The 17,179-nt window shown below is 62.8% G+C and carries 17 protein-coding genes; 14 read left to right on the plus strand and 3 right to left on the minus strand.

Going from position 1 to position 17,179, the window contains the following annotated elements; all coding sequences use genetic code 11:
* Positions 1 to 52 precede the first annotated feature (52 nt).
* The 3 genes from QP752_RS02225 to QP752_RS02235 all read left to right on the plus strand — a co-directional run bounded on the left by QP752_RS02225 (position 53) and on the right by QP752_RS02235 (position 2,640).
* A complete protein-coding gene (locus QP752_RS02225; RefSeq protein WP_070477706.1) occupies positions 53 to 925 on the plus strand; it encodes a glycosyltransferase family 2 protein in 873 nt (290 codons plus the stop codon).
* 25 nt (positions 926 to 950) lie between these two features.
* Positions 951 to 2,045 carry a sugar phosphate nucleotidyltransferase gene (locus QP752_RS02230; protein WP_256000581.1) on the plus strand — a complete coding sequence of 365 codons (1,095 nt, stop codon included), beginning with the start codon at positions 951 to 953 and terminating at the stop codon, positions 2,043 to 2,045.
* A 295-nt stretch (positions 2,046 to 2,340) separates the two neighbouring features.
* On the plus strand, positions 2,341 to 2,640 hold the full coding sequence (locus tag QP752_RS02235) for a WhiB family transcriptional regulator (RefSeq protein WP_070362955.1): 300 nt from the start codon (positions 2,341 to 2,343) through the stop codon (positions 2,638 to 2,640).
* Between the two features lie 9 nt (positions 2,641 to 2,649).
* Here QP752_RS02235 and QP752_RS02240 read toward each other — a convergent pair whose 3' ends face one another.
* Positions 2,650 to 3,120 (minus strand): metallopeptidase family protein, encoded by a 471-nt coding sequence (locus tag QP752_RS02240; RefSeq protein WP_256000582.1) that lies wholly within the window; start codon positions 3,118 to 3,120, stop codon positions 2,650 to 2,652.
* A 37-nt stretch (positions 3,121 to 3,157) separates the two neighbouring features.
* Here QP752_RS02240 and QP752_RS02245 point away from each other — a divergent pair, with 37 nt between their 5' ends.
* The 3 genes from QP752_RS02245 (at position 3,158) to manA (ending at position 6,427) form a co-directional block, all read left to right on the plus strand.
* A complete protein-coding gene (locus QP752_RS02245; RefSeq protein WP_083329464.1) occupies positions 3,158 to 3,721 on the plus strand; it encodes a DUF3499 domain-containing protein in 564 nt (187 codons plus the stop codon).
* A gap of 10 nt (positions 3,722 to 3,731) precedes the next feature.
* The gene (locus QP752_RS02250; RefSeq protein WP_256000583.1) at positions 3,732 to 5,117 is read left to right on the plus strand and encodes a phosphomannomutase/phosphoglucomutase; all 1,386 of its coding nucleotides are present in this window, start codon (positions 3,732 to 3,734) and stop codon (positions 5,115 to 5,117) included.
* Between the two features lie 125 nt (positions 5,118 to 5,242).
* A complete protein-coding gene (manA, locus tag QP752_RS02255) occupies positions 5,243 to 6,427 on the plus strand; it encodes a mannose-6-phosphate isomerase, class I (protein WP_284804186.1) in 1,185 nt (394 codons plus the stop codon).
* Here manA and QP752_RS02260 read toward each other — a convergent pair.
* The gene (locus tag QP752_RS02260) at positions 6,424 to 7,215 is read right to left on the minus strand and encodes a hypothetical protein (protein WP_252930911.1); all 792 of its coding nucleotides are present in this window, start codon (positions 7,213 to 7,215) and stop codon (positions 6,424 to 6,426) included. The two genes, manA and QP752_RS02260, sit on opposite strands and share 4 nt — an antisense overlap.
* 199 nt (positions 7,216 to 7,414) lie before the next feature.
* On the opposite strand from QP752_RS02260, the gene QP752_RS02265 reads away from it, so the two are divergent.
* The 8 genes from QP752_RS02265 (at position 7,415) to secA (ending at position 16,658) form a co-directional block, all read left to right on the plus strand.
* Positions 7,415 to 7,774 (plus strand): DUF4259 domain-containing protein, encoded by a 360-nt coding sequence (locus QP752_RS02265; RefSeq protein WP_070362950.1) that lies wholly within the window; start codon positions 7,415 to 7,417, stop codon positions 7,772 to 7,774.
* Between the two features lie 24 nt (positions 7,775 to 7,798).
* A complete protein-coding gene (locus QP752_RS02270; RefSeq protein ID WP_070362949.1) occupies positions 7,799 to 8,404 on the plus strand; it encodes a dTMP kinase in 606 nt (201 codons plus the stop codon).
* Positions 8,405 to 8,422: 18 nt separating this feature from the next.
* Complete coding sequence (mtrA, locus tag QP752_RS02275) at positions 8,423 to 9,094, plus strand: MtrAB system response regulator MtrA (protein WP_070477811.1); 672 nt, start codon at positions 8,423 to 8,425, stop codon at positions 9,092 to 9,094.
* 18 nt (positions 9,095 to 9,112) lie between these two features.
* The gene (mtrB, locus tag QP752_RS02280; protein ID WP_284804333.1) at positions 9,113 to 10,738 is read left to right on the plus strand and encodes an MtrAB system histidine kinase MtrB; all 1,626 of its coding nucleotides are present in this window, start codon (positions 9,113 to 9,115) and stop codon (positions 10,736 to 10,738) included.
* Entirely contained in the window at positions 10,728 to 12,434 is a 1,707-nt protein-coding gene (lpqB, locus tag QP752_RS02285; protein ID WP_284804189.1) for an MtrAB system accessory lipoprotein LpqB, read from the plus strand. The genes mtrB and lpqB overlap by 11 nt, the downstream gene beginning before the upstream one ends.
* A gap of 5 nt (positions 12,435 to 12,439) precedes the next feature.
* A complete protein-coding gene (locus QP752_RS02290; RefSeq protein ID WP_070477717.1) occupies positions 12,440 to 13,084 on the plus strand; it encodes a ComF family protein in 645 nt (214 codons plus the stop codon).
* Positions 13,085 to 13,213: 129 nt separating this feature from the next.
* A complete protein-coding gene (raiA, locus tag QP752_RS02295) occupies positions 13,214 to 13,906 on the plus strand; it encodes a ribosome-associated translation inhibitor RaiA (RefSeq protein ID WP_070362946.1) in 693 nt (230 codons plus the stop codon).
* A 211-nt stretch (positions 13,907 to 14,117) separates the two neighbouring features.
* Entirely contained in the window at positions 14,118 to 16,658 is a 2,541-nt protein-coding gene (gene secA, locus QP752_RS02300) for a preprotein translocase subunit SecA (protein ID WP_256000589.1), read from the plus strand.
* A gap of 34 nt (positions 16,659 to 16,692) precedes the next feature.
* Here secA and QP752_RS02305 read toward each other — a convergent pair whose 3' ends face one another.
* Positions 16,693 to 17,100 carry a hypothetical protein gene (locus tag QP752_RS02305; protein WP_071572687.1) on the minus strand — a complete coding sequence of 136 codons (408 nt, stop codon included), beginning with the start codon at positions 17,098 to 17,100 and terminating at the stop codon, positions 16,693 to 16,695.
* Positions 17,101 to 17,179 lie beyond the last annotated feature (79 nt).

Below are 17,179 nucleotides of genomic sequence, written 5' to 3' on the forward strand. Positions count from 1 at the left end.
CATTGTGTACATGAAGGCTGGCCGAGAGGACCGATAGGAGGGGCAGGCAGCTATGACAGCTCCACTCGCCGTGGTGGCGGTAACGTACTCGCCAGGCAAGCACTTGGCGCAGCTCATCGCTTCGCTTGACGACGCCACCGAGGGTCAAACACTGCTTATCTGTGCAGATAACGGCTCTACCGACGGTGCCCCGGAGGCTGCCGCACGTGAACACGACAACGTCGAACTGCTGCGCACCCGCGGCAACATCGGGTACGGCGCTGCGATCAACGCCGCGGTCCGGGAGTTGCGGCCACGTCGCGAGCGGGGAGAGATCAACGGTGACTACTTCTTGATCTCCAACCCGGACGTGGTGTTCCAGCCGGGGAGCGTGGACACGCTGCGCGCCTGCATGGACGCGCTACCGGAGGCGGGCGCCGTAGGGCCGCGCATTGAGGACTGCGAGGGCAACCTGTACCCAAGTGCGCGAGAGGTGCCGGGCATCATTACCGGCGTGGGGCACGCCTTGTTATATGAGGTGTGGCCGTCCAACCCATTTTCTGCCTCGTACAAGGCGGAGCAACACATGGATCACCAGCGCAGTGCGGGCTGGCTCTCCGGGGCGTGCCTGCTCGTGCGGTGGGACGCCTTCGACGCCATTGGCGGGTTCGACGAGCGCTACTTCATGTACCTCGAGGACGTTGACTTCGGAGACCGCTTGCGCCGCGCCGGATGGGAGAACGTGTACTGCCCTTCCTCGGTCATCGTGCATGACCAGGGCCATGTTGCTAGCAAGTTCCAGCGAGTCACGGTGCCGGCGCACCACACTTCCGCATATCGTTTCCAGTCTGACCGTCACCCGCACTGGTGGCAGGCCCCGCTGCGCGCACTGCTGTGGGTCGGTTTGAAAGTGCGGGCGGCACTGTTTGTTTCGCGCAGTAAATAAGAAGAACGCTTTGAAAGGATTCCACGTGAATGCATCCCGCACCGTGACCCCGGAGAATACCGACGCGGTCATTTTGGTTGGTGGTCGCGGCACGCGCCTGCGTCCGTTGACGGTGAGTACACCGAAGCCGATGTTGCCGACCGCAGGGCACCCGTTCCTCTCGCACCTGCTTGCGCGGATCCGCCAGGCGGGGATGCGCCACGTGGTGCTGGGGACGTCGTACCGCGCTGAGGTGTTCGAGGAGTACTTCGGCGACGGCTCCGACTTCGGTCTTGAGATTGAGTACGTTGTCGAGGAAGAGGCGCTGGGCACCGGCGGCGCCATCCGAAACGTCGCCGACAAGCTGCGCTTCGACAACGCGATGGTGTTCAACGGGGACGTGCTGTCCGGTGCTGATCTGAGCAAGATTTTGAACTACCACGCTGAGAAGGACGCCGACGCGACCTTGCACCTGGTCCGCGTACCCGATCCTCGCGCGTTCGGTTCCGTCCCAACCGACGAGGACGGCAATGTGCTTGCGTTCTTGGAGAAGACGGAGGATCCGCCGACCGACCAGATTAACGCTGGGTGCTACGTGTTCCGCCGCGAAGTCATCGAGCAGATCCCGGCTGGTCGCGTGGTCTCTGTCGAGCGCGAGACGTTCCCTAGTTTGCTCGAATCGGGCGCGAAGATGGTCGGCTACGTGGATACCTCGTACTGGAGGGACATGGGTAGGCCGTCGGATTTCGTGCAGGGCTCCTCGGACGTGGTGCGCGGTATCGCGTACTCGCCGCTGCTGGAGGGCCAGACCGGTGAGGCGCTTATCGACGAATCCGCTGGCGTCGCGGGTGGTGTCATCTTGATGGGTGGCACCGCGGTTGGCCGCGGCACGGAGATCGGCGCCGGGTGCCGCGTGGATGACAGCGTCATCTTCGATGGGGTCACTATTGAGCCCGGTGCCGTGATCCGCGATTCCATCATCGCCTCGGGCGCCACGATTGGCGCGAACTCGCGCATCGACGGCTGCGTGATCGGAGAGGGCGCACAGATTGGGGCGCGCTGCGAACTGCAGGGCGGCATGCGAGTGTGGCCTGGTGTGACGATTCCGGATTCGGGAGTGCGCTTTTCCCCAGATGCGTAAGCGACACGCCGTATGGGTGGAATTTCTAGCTGGTTAGTAAGGGGTAGCCAATTCGCCTACCACATGTAGTACCCCCGTGCTGTACCCCCGTTTCTAGCCCCCTGTGACTGTTGTGACTCGTGTGACTGATGGCGTGCAATTCTTGCGGAAAAGGTCAAGGTTTCACCCCGATAGCTTGCACCTATTTAGTGGTTCGGTGTGTAATCGCATGAGTGCAAGGGTCACTCGTCGCACCCCTCAAGCGGGTAGACGACGCAGCTGGCCGAAACGAAGAACGACGGAGAAAGGGGACGGCGTGGAAGACATGGCGAATGGTGCTGACATCCGTGGCGTAGCCGCGGTCGGCATGAGCTTCGATGAGCTGTTCGGTGCCGTCGAGCAGGAATGGCAAGATCAAGCGCTGTGTGCTCAAACCGATCCCGAGGCGTTCTTTCCGGAAAAGGGTGGCTCGACTCGCGAGGCAAAGCGAATTTGCAAAGCGTGCGCCGTGCGCGATGAGTGCCTCGAGTTTGCGCTCGAGCACGACGAGCGCTTTGGCATCTGGGGTGGCCTCTCGGACCGTGAGCGCCGCCGCTTGAAGAAGCAGATCGGCTAAACGCCTGCACTACCAGGGAAAGTCTGAATCGATATCCCGCGGGTCCAGGTTGATATACGAAGCAATAAGGGCGGTCAGTACCCAATGAATGAGGGCTGACCGCTCTTCTGCTGTTTCGGTGCGCTGCTCAATCGGGCGGCGAAACAGCACAAAGCGCGCCCGGGTGGGCACCCCGTAACGGTCCACGCCCGCCTGTAAGATTCGGCCGAGTGGGACGGGACCGTCGGCAACAATCTCATCGCTGAAGCGCGCGACGTCGGGGCTCAGGCGCATCCGGGGGATCGTATCGACGGCCAAGTCCACCGTTGCCAGCTGCTCAAAGTACGCGTTGTGCAGCGGTGCGTACGTGTCCAGTACTAGCTGATCGAACTGTGCGGAGCGGGTTCGATAACGCGGAACACCAACGGGCAGCAGCGGGCCGCGGGCCCCACGACCGTGGCGGTCCCGCGCGGTCCGAAGGTGGTGAGTTGGCGCGTTCATGCACCCAGATTCTAGAGATGTTGCCGCTGCACCGGGCATGGCGCGCCGGGGCCGTACTACCAAAATCTCAAGTTGGGGTTTAGGCTTAGACGGCGTGAGTACTTTCCGTCGGTGTTGTCGTCCTGGTTGTGGCAGGCCTGCTGTGGCCACGCTGATTTATGCCTACTCGGAATCGACAGCAGTAATCAGCCCGCTCTCGCCGAACCCCGAGCCCCACGCGTGGGACCTTTGTGAGCGCCACTCGGCGCACATCACGGCCCCCGTTGGCTGGGAGCTCGTGCGAGTAGAGGCCGTCGACATCTTTGACGACGAAGCCCACGCCCTCGAGGACGAGGAGCTCACGGCGCTGGCGCAGGCCGTCCGGGAGGCGGGCCGGGTGACCACCGGGCTGGTGGACAACGGCGGAGATCCAATCGAGTACGAGGCCACCAAGGACTTTAACGACCCGTCGACTTCGAACCACCCGGTGCACCGCACGAAGCGGATCGAGGAGCACCTCGCCGCGGAGAAAGATGCGCGGCGTTCCCACCTCCACGTGGTCCCTGACCCAGCCGAAGCCACTGAAGACGCCGAAGATACCGGCGAGGAGCACAGCAACTAAGATTGCCTGTATGGCTATTGAGCACACCTATGAGTCCTTGAAGGACCTTATTAAGGCGTATGACATTCGCGGCGTTGTTGGCTCCACCATTGATGCGGACACAGTCCGCACAGTAGGCGCAGCATTCGCCCACATTCTTTACAGCGAGGGCGAGCGAACTATCGCCGTCGGACACGACATGCGGCCATCCTCGCCGGAGCTTTCCGCCGCGTTCGCAGAGGGTGCGACCTCGCAGGGGCTGCACGTTCTTGACCTCGGACTGACCTCGACCGACGAGCTCTACTACGCAGCAGGCACCTTCGAATGTGCCGGCGCGATGTTTACAGCCTCCCATAACCCTGCCCAGTACAACGGGATCAAGCTGTGCCGCGCGGGCGCTACGCCGGTCAGTACTGATACGGGCCTGTCCGAGATCAGCCGCATGCTCATCGAGGGGGTTCCGGCGTTTGAGGGCGAAGCTGGGAGCGTCGAGAAGCGGGATGTGCTCGACTCCTATGCGCGTTTCCTCCGGCAGCTTGTGCCGCTGCCGCAGGGCAAGGCGTTAAAGGTCGCAGTCGATGCTGCGAACGGCATGGCCGGGCTGACTGTCCCGGCGGTGCTCGGAGACCTGGATATTCGGCCGCTCTACTTCGAGCTCGATGGCACGTTCCCGAACCACGAGGCTAACCCGCTCGACCCGAAGAACCTTGTGGATCTACAGCGATTCGTTGTCGAAGAGAAGGCGGACATTGGCCTGGCATTCGACGGTGACGCGGACCGCTGCTTCGTCGTGGACGAGCGCGGGGAGGCGGTATCTCCATCGGCGATTACGGCGCTGGTGGCTACTCGTACGCTCGCGACGCACCCGGGCGCGACCATTATCCACAACCTGATCACCTCGCGTGCAGTGCCGGAAATTATCTGTGAGCAGGGCGGAAACCCCGTGCGCACCCGAGTGGGGCACTCGTACATCAAGGCTGAGATGGCGCGGACAGGTGCCATGTTCGGTGGGGAGCACTCCGCGCACTACTACTTCACGGAATTCTTCAACGCGGACTCTGGCCTGGTCGCGGCGCTGCATGTGCTCGCGGCATTGGCGGAGCAGGACAAGCCGTTGAGTGAGATGATGGCCCAGTACGAACGCTACGAGGCGTCCGGGGAAATCAACTCCACCGTCGATGACCAAGAGGCTGCCACCGAGCGTGTTCTTGAGGCACTTGGTGACCGCGTCGCGGACATCGACCGTCTTGACGGGGTTACGGTCACACTTCGCGACGAAGACAGTGCCCCCGGGCCGGTCTGGCTGAACCTGCGTGCGTCGAACACGGAGCCACTGCTGCGACTCAACGTCGAGGCCCCAACGAAGGCGAAGGTCGACGAGATTGTGCGGGAAGTTTTGGCTGTGATTCGCCAATAGTGCAGGTGGTCTTCGTCGCTGTTCCGTGAAACGGCGCCTCGCTGGTATCCTGGAACGCTGTTGTTTCAACCGTTTCAATGCCGACGGAACTGACGGAACTGACGGAACTTGCGAAGGAGACACTTATGGAGCACCTACAGGGGGCTCTGCGGAACTACCCGTGGGGGTCGCACACGTTGCTTGCACAGCTGCGTGGCACCCAGGTGCCCAGCGAGGCGCCGGAGGCTGAGCTCTGGTTCGGCGCCCATAGTGCCGCACCTTCCCAAGTCGCAGGCCGGGGCCTCGACGCCGTGATTGCCGCCGACCCCGAAGGCACGCTGGGCAAGCGCGTCGCGGACCGTTATGGCTCGCATTTGCCGTTCCTGCTGAAGCTACTCGCCGCCGATGAGCCGCTGAGTATCCAGGCGCACCCGTCGCGCTCGCAGGCGAAGGCGGGGTTCGCGCGCGAGGAAGAAGAAGGCATCCGCCTGGACGATCCGACGCGTAACTACAAGGACCCGAACCCGAAGCCCGAGCTCATCGTGGCGCTCACCCCGTTCGAGGCCCTCGCCGGTTTCCGCCCGCTTGCGCAGACTCGTGAGTTCTTCGCCGCGCTCAACTGCGAGGAGCTTGACCACTACGCCTCGCTTCTCGACGCCACTTCGGAGGAAGCCGGACTCCGTGCGGTATTCACGACGTTCATCTCCCTGCCCGAGGACGTGCGTAAGGCTCTGATTGACGCTATCGTTCCGGCCGCCGAGCGCGTCGCGGATGACGCCGGAGCTGGCACGGCGGGTTCGCTGGCTGCGATGTTCCTGCGGGTCCACGATAAGTACCCGAACGACGTCGGTGTCCTCGCAGCACTCCTGCTGAACTATGTACAGATGCGTCCGGGGGAGGCGCTCTTCCTGCAAGCCGGGCAGTTGCACGCGTACCTGTCCGGGCTCGGCGTGGAGATCATGGCGAACTCGGACAACGTGCTTCGAGGTGGACTGACGTCGAAGCACGTGGACGTGCCTGAGCTGGTCAAGGTGCTGGACTTCTCCACGTTGGAGGACCCGTTCGCGAACACCACCGAGCGCGACAACGAAGTGAGTTTCCATCTGCCGGTGGATGACTTCATTATGAGTGCCCACCGTATCGACGCCGAGCATCCGCTGCTCGTGGACACCGACGGCCCCGCCATCGTCCTGTGTACCGAGGGAACGGTGCGCGCGGGCTACTTTGCGCTGAAGCCTGGTCAGGCGGCGTGGATCTCAGCCTCCGACCCGGCTGTGACCTTCGAGGTTGCGGAGGGTACCTCCGCGCAGTGCTTCTACGCGCGGGTCTAGGCAGGTCCCTGCCCGTCAGTTGCGGCTGGGGGTACTGCGCCTTCTTGGGAGGCTGGCTCTTTGGAAGTAGTTGATGCGTCTTCCTGTGAGGCTTGAGCCGACTCTTCGCTCGTTGGTGTTGGTGTGTTAACTGGCAGCGATGTCGTCGCTGCGGCGCCGGGGTGTAGCGCTGACGTCGTGGGGGTGGGAAGCTCCTGCGTCGGCTCAGATGGCAGCACCGTCGGGGATGACGGCTGCGTCGAGCCAATGGTGGTTGGCGTCGAAATTGTGGTTGGCGCCTGCTGCGTCGCCCGTGGCCGCGAGGTGCTCGACGTGGTACTTGGAACGTTCGGTGCGTCCGGCGTGTCGGGGCGAGGGGAGCGCTGCTTCGGGCGCTGCGGCTCTGCTGTTGGGGCGGGACCAGCTGGGCGCGACGCAGGCGCGGCCGGGGCCACGTTCGACGGGCGGTACTGCTTCGTCGGCTCCGTTACGGCTGGCGCACCGGAAAACGCGTGCGCAGGGGCCAGCGGGTCCGCGGATAGGTTGTAGGCAGACGGCGCAGTCGTGGCAATGTACGCATCGGCGGTGTGCGACGCTGCGGAGTCGCCCCGGGAAGAGCGTGCAGAGCTCGAAGGGGTCGTCGATAAGGAAGAAGCAGACGTGGTGGAGGTTGTCTCAATGAAGCCTGCTTGTGTGGTGGCGTTCGAGCGCCCCGGCGAGGACGCGTTCCAGACCACGACTCCCACTGCGATGGCAACGCAGATGCCGAGCGCCATGAACGTGGCGACTCTCCTTTGCGTCTGATTCATACGTTGCCCTTCGCCGCAGAATTTCCAGAATTACAAAACGATAACAATTTCGTTGCTTGAAATGTTTATAGCACGGAAGTCGGACATTGAAAAGAGTGTGTCCACGCGGTTATCAGGTGGGAAGCAGGGGAGTTCGCAATGCGTGCCGTGCCGTGTAGATTGCAGGGTATATACAGCCCCCACCTGAAAGGAAACACTGATGAGCAGCTGGGACCAGAAGATTTTCTCCAACGACGACAACATTGATTTTCTCGACGAGATCGCGGATTTGGACGAAGAAGACATTCTGGAAGCTGTCCGTGATGCCGTCTTGCTGGCCGCTGACCAGGACAGCGCCTCAGATGAAGAACGCACCAACGGGCTCGCTGCGGCGACCATCACCGCGATCTGGGCCGGCGCGCCGTTTTCCGCCGGTGAGATCGCGGAGCGTTTCCCCTTCATCCGCGGCAACAGCGGTGAGCTCGACGAGCAGCTCATCGAGAGCGCAGCCGAGCTCCTTGAGGCTGTTGGCGATGAAGAGGACGAGGACGTCGAACAGTTCTTGGAAGCGCTCGCGTAAGAGGGCCGTTGGGAGGTCTGTGGCATGATCATCGCCATCGAAGGCATTGATGGGGCGGGGAAGAACACCATCGTGAAGCGCATTGTGGAGGAATACGGCGCGGACACGCTGTCCTTCCCACGCTACGAGGACTCGCTGCACGCGCAGCTGGCGCAGGACGCCTTGTACGGCAAGATGGGTGACCTGGTGGATTCCGCTTACGGGATGGCGACGATGTTCGCGCTCGACCGTTTTGGTGCCAAGGCGCAGCTTGAGCAGTACCAGGACACACAAGATCGGATCTTGTTGCTTGACCGCTACGTTGCCTCCAACGCCGCCTACACGGCGGCGCGCACCGGGGATGATGCCGCGGCGGAGTGGGTTGCTGAGCTCGAGTTCGGAAAGCTTGGGCTGCCGAAGCCCGACCTGCAGGTGCTCGTCGCTACCTCCCCGAGCGTTGCGCGGGAGCGCGCGCAGCGCAGAGAAGCTCAGGACGCGACGCGCACCCGCGACCACTACGAGCGCGACGGCGGGCTGCAGGACGCGACGTTTGCCCAGTACAACCGCCTCGCGGAGACTGACTGGGCGAGTCGGTGGATTTCCACGTCGGATGCCACGGCTATTATCCAAGCAATACAAAACGCGCGTTAAGAGGAGCTGCCAATGTCCATGTCGAAAATCCTGGTCGTTGACGACGACCCAGCTATCAACGAGATGCTCACCATCGTGCTGGAGGCCGAAGGCTTTGACTCCCGCCCCGTCACCGATGGCGCCGAAGCCGTCCAGGCCTTCCATGAGTACGAGCCCGACCTGATCCTGCTGGATCTTATGCTTCCGGGAATGAACGGCATCGACATTTGCAAGGCGATTCGCCGCGAATCCTCCGTACCGATCGTCATGCTCACCGCGAAGACGGACACCGTCGACGTGGTGCTCGGCCTCGAGTCCGGCGCGGACGACTACATCACGAAGCCCTTCAAACCGAAGGAGCTCGTCGCCCGCATTCGGGCGCGTCTGCGCCGGACGGATGAGGAGCCGGGTGACGTCATCGAGATCGCCGATTTAGTAATCGACGTCCCCCAGCACATGGTGACCCGCAACGGCGAAGAGATCGCGCTGACCCCGCTTGAGTTTGACCTCCTGCTGGAGATGGCGAAGAAACCAAACCAAGTGCACTCCCGCGACGAGCTACTGGAATCGGTGTGGGGCTACCGCAACAACTCCGATACCCGCCTGGTCAACGTGCATGTGCAGCGCCTGCGCTCCAAGATTGAGCACGACCCGGAGCACCCGGAGATCATCCAGACCGTGCGTGGTGTGGGCTACAAGTCCGTGAAGTAAGAGTGGGAGGTGGCGCTCCTGTTCGCCGTACTGAAACGTAGCAGGGACCGGATCGTAGAGGCGTGGCGCACTTCGCTGCAGGTGCGCTTCGTCGGCACGGTGTTGATTGTTTCCGCCGTGGTGATGATGGTGCTCGGGTTCGCACTGGCGTCGGTAGTGAGCCAGCGTATCGCTGCATCCAAGATTGAGGCGGCGAGCGCGGAGATTGACCGTGCGCGCGTGACCGTCGAGGAGCAGATTAATAACTCGGGGTCCGCTACCTCATTGCAGAGCCGCTTGAATTCGGCGCGCGCCGGGCTGACGCAGCGTGCGCAGCAAAACTCGGAGGCGTCTGCTGTGTATGAGCCTGTGCTGGTGGTGAAGAACCCGAACGGGGTTGTTACGTCCTCGCCGGAGTCGTACCAGATCCCTGACAAGCTGGAGGAATACGTCGCTGAGGGCAATATCGCCTACCAGTTTTCCTCGGTGCAGCGCGGCGACCACTCGTCGTACAATGCCCTGATTATCGGCACCCCGACGACCTCGGATGTGCCACACCTGCAGCTCTACCTTGTGATGAACATGGACAATGAGGCTTCGACGCTTGCGCTGATGCGGGGCATCTTAGCGACGGCCACGGTGATCGTCAGCGTCCTGCTGGTGGGCATTGCGTGGCTGGCGTCGCAGCAGATTGTTGCACCGGTGCGCTCGGCGTCGCGTACCGCGCGCCGGTTTGCTGAGGGCCACCTGCGCGAGCGCATGCCTGTCGACGGCGAGGACGAGATGGCGGTGCTGGCGCTGTCCTTCAACAACATGGCGGACAAGCTGTCGCAGCAGATTGATCACCTTGAGCGCTACGGCGACCTGCAGCGTCAGTTCACGTCCGACGTGTCCCACGAGCTGCGTACGCCGCTGACCACGGTGCGGATGGCGGCGGATATGATCGCCGCCGACGAGGACTCCCTGGAGCCTGGTACCCGCCGCGCTTCCCAGCTGATGACTCGCGAGCTGGACCGCTTCGAGGCCCTGCTCAATGACCTGTTGGAGATTTCCCGCCACGACGCCGGCGTCGCCGATTTGTCCGTCACGCAGATGGATATGAAGTCGCCGATCATGTCGGCGTGGCAGCAGACGCAGCACCTCGCGGACGAGCTCGGTGTGGAAGTTTCCTTCGATATGCCGGAGGAACCAGTGATGATGCTGGGCGAGTCCCGCCGGATCGAGCGCATCGTGCGTAACCTCATTGCGAACGCGATTGACCACTCGGAGGGCAGGCCGGTTACCGTGACACTGCGCGCCAACGAGAGTGCCGTCGCGGTGACGGTCAGGGACCACGGCATCGGGCTCAAGCCTGGGCAGGAGGAACTGGTGTTCAACCGTTTCTGGCGCGCGGACAAGTCCCGCAAGCGCCACTCTGGTGGCACCGGCCTTGGCCTGGCCATTGCCCGCGAGGACGCGCAGCTGCATCACGGCACGCTGGAAGCCGTCGGGGAAGAGGGCGTCGGTGCGCTGTTCCGCCTGGTCCTGCCGCTGGATCCGGAGGCAGGCTTTTCGACGTCCCCTCTGCCCCTCGAGCTGGAGCCCGGAGCGGACGCGGGCGACGTCGAAGTGGGCGTCGAAACGCAGGACGAGGAAAGGCAGCCAGATGAAGTGCATGAAGCATAGGTACCTTGCTATAGCGATGAGCACGACGCTGCTCTTGGGCGGGTGCGCGACGCTGCCGTCGAATACTGACCCGCATGTGCTGCGGCCCTACCAGGAGGAAGCGCCGGAGTCGGAGATTATCGGCCCGATCAAGGACCGCGAGCCGGATCTTTTGCTGCGTGACTTCTACGCGGCCTCCGCGATTCCAACCGGCGACTACGAAGCGGCGCGCGCCTTCCTCACTGAGGCCGCGAAGCCCACGTGGAGCGCCAATGAGCAGACGCTCATCGTCGACCGAATCGGGTTGAATACGGTGTCCGGCAGCTCGGGGAACAAGCGCAGTTTTGCGGTGCACGGCAACGTGGTCGGCGCGCTCGGAAGTGGTGGCGTGTTCACCCCGGAGCGCGGTACCTACGAGGCCACGCTGGAGCTCGAGCAGGTCGACGGCCAGTGGCGCATTTCCTCGTTGCCGCCCGGCGTGGTCATGGAGCGCACCGAGCTGCGCAACCAATACCAGCCCTACAACCTGTACTTCTTTGATCCGACCGGCAAGGAGCTGGTCACCGACCGGCGCTGGGTCTACGCGCCGCGCGATTTCCTACCCAGCACGCTGATCTCGCTGCTGCTCGAAGGGCCGGCTAGTCGCTTGCGCCCCGCGATCATGGGGACGATACCGTCGACGGTGCGCTACACCGGTTTCGAGGGCGGTGCCTACCACTTCGCGGGCCTCGGCAATATGGACGAGGCCGCGCGCAGCCGTTTCGCCGCACAGGTGGTGTGGACGCTCGCCTCCGCAGGCGTGACCGGCCCGTTTTCGCTCCTCGCCGACGGCGAGCCGCTCATCACTGGCGCCCGCGAACTGACCACCGACGACTTCATCGACGTCAGCCCCGTCGTCGAGCAAGTCGGGGAGAGCACCCTGTACTCGCTTGCCGACGGCCACGTCTCCCAAATCACCGGCGGCGGCCCGCAGCCCGTTGCCGGCGTGCTGGGCAACACGCACAGCGTGGTCACCGCCGACATTTCCGGTGAGGGGCAGTGGGCCGCGGTGTTCAACGTCGGCGACGGCCCCGAAGGCGCCGAGCTGCGCCTCGGGCAGCTCACCGGCGGCAGCGTGGACGTGGTGAAGGCAGAGACCTTCTCGCGCCCATCGTTCGAGCCAAACAGCAAGGCGGTGTGGACCGTTTCGGACGGCAAGCACATCCTGCGCTCCACGCAATCCTCGGCGACAGGGGAGGTCACCACCGAGGAAGTGCACGTTGATCTTCCCGAAGATGTCGACGGCAACATTTCCGTGCTGCGTCTTTCCCGATCGGGCTCGCGCGTCGTCATGGTGATTGACGGCCGCCTGTACACCGGCATCATCGAGCAGCGCGCCGCAGGCGCCGGCGCAATTGTCAACGTTCTCGAGTACAGCTACGAGCTCGGTGGCAGCGTGGTCTCCGTGGACTGGCACCCCGACGGCTCGCTCATCGTTGGCACCTCGAACCCGGCGTCGCCCGTGATGCGTGTGGAGCAGGACGGATCCTCGACCACCGCGCTGTCGCTCGGGAACATCTCCGCGCCGGTGGTGGCCGTGGCGGCGTCGCCAAACATGCTGTACGCGACCGACGCAAACGCCATTTTGCAAATGCCCGTCAGTGGTGCTGACACCCCGATCTGGCGCGAGGTGCCTGGCCTCCAGGGTGTGCGCTCACTGCCGATCATCGCGAGGTAGGCGGCGTGACGCTCGCAGAGGTTGGTGAACTCTTCCTACCGCGCCACTGCGCTGGGTGCGGGACCCCAGGCTCCGTGTTGTGCCCAGCCTGCCGCACTGAACTGTCGGCACTGCCGCGCCGGGTGTCGCCGCAGCACTTGCCGCACGTGCCGGTGTTCGCGCTCGGGCCGTACGGCGGCGCGCACCGTGGGGTAGTGCTCGCGATGAAGGAGCGCAGGAATTTGGCTGTGCGCAAGCATGTCGGGGCGGTGCTGGACGCGGCGCTGACCTTTCTTGAGGTTCGCGGTGAGATTCACCCGGACGCGCTGCTGGTCCCTGCGCCGACGCGCGCGGCCTCGGCAAGGGAGCGCGGCGGGGACCCGGTGAGCGTGATCTGTAAGCGCTCGGGGCGCAAAGTGGTGGACGTGTTGGAGCTCGCGGAATCAACGACTGACCAGTCGGAGTTGGACGCGGCGCACCGCCGGTCCAACTTGGCCGGCGCGGTGCGGATGCGCCGCGGGTGGGAGGCGCTGCACACGGGCACCGGCGCTGGCCCCGTCATTGTTGTTGACGATGTCGTGACCACCGGCGCCACGCTTCAGACCAGCGTGGAAGTGCTGCTCGCGCACGGGTTTGACGTGGTCAGCTGCGTTGCCGTGTGCGCCGCCTAGCCGCGCAGCACGCATGGTGTTCGCTGGTAGCAAACTGGCAGGGAGTTTTACACAGATACGTAGCCATTGGTTATTACCAGTTGTATAGTGGTGATAGACCCAGTTCCAACAACGCTAGGGAGGAAGCAGATGACTTCTGCAGAGCACACCGACGGATTCGCACCAGCAGCCCAGGTTACGATTACTGGCCGTAACGTCGAGGTCCCAGAGCATTTCCAAGAGCGCGTCAACGCCAAGCTCGCCAAGATTGAGAAGCTTGATCCAACGTTGACGTTCTTCCATGTTGAGCTGCAGCACGAGCCGAACCCTCGTCGTGAGGCACAGGCACAGCGCGTGCAGATTACTGCGACCGGCAAGGGCCACCTGGCACGTGCGGAAGCCAAGGAAGACAGCTTCTACGCAGCGCTTGAATCCGCGCTGGGCAAGCTGGAGCGTTCCTTGCGCAAGGTAAAGGTCCGCCGCGAGATTGCTCGTTCCGGCCACCGCGCACCGAAGTCCACCGGCGAAATCGCAGCTGAGCTTGCGCACGAGGCAGAGGATGCTCGCGCAAAGCAGGCGGAGGGCCAGTACGACACTGACCCGTACGCGGGCACCTTTGAGGATGCGCCACTCGGCCAGGTTGTGCGTCGCAAGCTGCACCCGGATACCCCGATCAGCGTCGATGAGGCGCTCTCCGAGATGGAGCTGGTTGGCCACGACTTCTACCTCTTCATCGATGAAGAGTCGAAGCGTCCAGCAGTGGTCTACCGCCGCCACGCATACGACTACGGTCTGATCACCCTGGCTCCAGAAGATGAAGTCAAGGCAAACGACGAGAAGTAGCGTCGCCACTATATGATTCGTCGCCTGCTTGTGTAAGCAAAAAGCTTGTACGGGCGGGCGGCGTTTTCACATTCTTTTCTTATTGATTCCACCAGTTGTGATTGCCTGTTTTCGTTGACGCGTGCGTACAATGGCCGATTGGTACATAAAAGCAGCGCGTAGAGCTGGCGTGATCGCTTTGTTTTTCTAACTTTTGAAGGATTCTAGAAACGTGTTTGGACTGTCGAAACTGCTGCGTGCGGGTGAAGGGCGTATGGTAAAACGCCTCTCGAAGATCGCTGATCAAGTCATGGATCTCGATGAGGAGTACGCGGCACTCACAGATGACGAGTTGAAGGCCAAAACGGAAGAGTTTAAGCAAAAGATTGCCGACGGCGCTTCGCTCGACGACATTTTGCTCGATGCGTTCGCGACAGCCCGCGAGGCATCCTGGCGCGTGCTGGGGCAGAAGCACTACAAGGTGCAGATCATGGGCGGTGCCGCGCTCCACTTCGGTTCCGTCGCCGAGATGAAAACTGGTGAAGGTAAGACCCTGACCTCGGTGCTGCCTGCCTACCTCAATGGTTTGAGCGGCAAGGGCGTGCACATTGTTACCGTCAACGACTACTTGGCAAAGCGTGACGCCGAGATGATGGGTCGTGTCCACCACTTCCTGGGGCTCGACGTTGGTGTGATCCTGTCCGACATGCGCCCGCAGGAGCGCAAGAAGGCGTACGACGCGGCGATTACGTACGGCACCAATAACGAACTCGGCTTCGACTACTTGCGTGACAACATGACCCGTTCGGTCAACGACATGGTGCAGCGCGGCCACAACTTCGCCATCGTGGACGAGGTTGACTCGATTCTTATCGACGAAGCCCGTACCCCGCTGATTATTTCCGGCCCGGTTGATGGCTCCAGCCAGTTCTACACCGTGTTCGCGCAGCTCGCACCGCGTATGCGCGAGGGCATCCACTACGAGGTGGACCACCGTAAGCGCACCATTGGTATCTCCGAGGAAGGCGTGGAGTTCGTCGAGGACCAGCTGGGCATTGACAACCTGTACGCGCCTGAGCACTCGCAGCTGGTGAGCTACCTGAATAACGCTATTAAGGCGAAGGAACTCTTCGAGCGCGATAAGGACTACATCATCCGCCAGGGTGAGGTCATGATCGTCGATAGCTTCACGGGCCGCGTGCTGGCGGGCCGTCGCTACAACGAGGGTATGCACCAGGCGATCGAGGCGAAGGAAAACGTCGAGATCAAGAACGAGAACCAGACGCTGGCGACGGTGACGCTGCAGAACTACTTCCGTCTCTACGACAAGCTGGCTGGCATGACCGGTACCGCTGAGACTGAGGCGGCGGAGCTGCACCAGATCTACAAGATGGACGTTGTGCAGATTCCACCGAACCGCCCGAACCAGCGTGTGGACCGCGACGACCTGATCTACAAGACGCAGGAAGCGAAGTTCGCCGCTGTTGCGGAGGATATTGCGGAGCACGTCGAGAAGGGCCAGCCGGTGCTGGTCGGTACCACCTCGGTGGAGCGCTCGGAGTACCTCTCGCAGCTGCTGACGCGCAAGGGCATTAAGCACAATGTGCTCAACGCGAAGCACCACGAGGAAGAAGGCCGCATTATTGCGGAGGCTGGTCTGCCGGCGAAGGTGACGGTCTCTACGAACATGGCTGGTCGCGGTACGGATATCGTGCTGGGTGGCAACCCGGAAATTCTGTTGGACGCGAAGCTGCAGGAGCAGGGCCTCGACCCCTTCGAGGACGAGGAGCGCTACCAGGAGGCGTGGAACGAGCAGCTGCCGAAGGCGAAGGAGCGCTCGAAGCAGCTCGGCGACGAAGTACGTGAGGCTGGTGGCCTGTACGTGATCGGTACGGAGCGCCACGAGTCTCGTCGTATTGATAACCAGCTGCGTGGCCGTTCTGGCCGTCAGGGTGACCCGGGTGAGACCCGTTTCTACCTGTCGATGCGCGACGAGCTCATGGTCCGCTTCGTTGGCCAGTCGATGGAAAACATGATGAACCGCCTCAACGTTCCGGACGATGTTCCGATTGAGGCGAAGATGGTGTCGAATGCGATTAAGGGCGCGCAGTCGCAGGTTGAGAACCAGAACTTCGAGATGCGTAAGAACGTCCTGAAGTACGACGAGGTGCTCAACGAGCAGCGCAAGGTGGTCTACGGTGAGCGCCAGGAGATCTTGGCGTCGAAGGACATCAAGGATCAGGTCCGCCGCATGATCAGCTCGACTGTCGGCGCGTACGTGGATGGCGCGACGATGGAGGGCTACGTCGAGGACTGGGACCTGCAGGAACTCTGGCACGCACTCGAGTCCCTGTACGGCCCGTCGAAGACGGCCCAGGAGCTTATCGACGGCGACGAGTACGGCAAGCCGGGCGAGCTCACCGCTGAGCAGCTGCGCGAGGCACTCATCGACGACGCCCAGGCGCAGTACGATCAGCTCGAGGCGAACGTTGCCGAGATCGGCGGCGAGGAGCAGATGCGCAACGTGGAGCGTATGGTGATCCTGCCGATCATCGATACGAAGTGGCGTGAGCACCTCTACGAGATGGATTACCTCAAGGAGGGCATCGGCCTGCGTGCGATGGCGCAGCGCGACCCGCTGGTTGAGTACCAGAAGGAGGGTGGCGACATGTTCAACGCGATGAATGAGGCCATCCAGGAGGAGACGGTGCGTCAGCTCTTCATGATGCGCAAGCAGTTCGAGTCGGCAGAAGACGAGACGGCGCAGGCCTAACCTCGTCCTGCACGCCCCGGCCGGTTGGTGTTCCTTAGAGAATCTTGAAGGACACCAGTCGGCCGTTGTCCATTTTTGCCACGAACCCGAAGCGCTTTTGCCCTGTAGCGACGGTGCCGAAGAACTCGCCGCCGTCGCGGGCGTGGCAGGTGACGATGCGCGGCGGGCCCGCGTGTTGTTGCTGGAAGCGACGGTAGGCGCGGACGTTGGTGCGGGCGGCCGTGGAAAAGCGGTCGGCGCGCAGTGCACGGAGGTTTGTGGCTCCGAAGCTTGCTGCGAGCGCTGTGCGCACGAGCGGGGCGACGTTGGATCCGGTGCGGCGAGGGTCGCTGGGTGAGTACCGTGCTTGGCGGCGGCGCGTTTCCGCTGCGCGTCCGGAGCGCTTCGGGGAGGGAACGAGCAGTTGAACGTGCTGGTGGCCAGGGGCGGGGTAGTAGGTCACGGCGGGGTCCTTTCGTATCGTTGTGCACGGTGCGGGGTGCTGGTAGGTAGTATTGTGCACGTTCGCGCCGTGAGGGCGC

Origin of the sequence: Corynebacterium sp. UMB10321 (assembly GCF_030228725.1) — a bacterium.
GTDB classification, from domain to species: Bacteria; Actinomycetota; Actinomycetes; order Mycobacteriales; family Mycobacteriaceae; genus Corynebacterium; species Corynebacterium pseudogenitalium.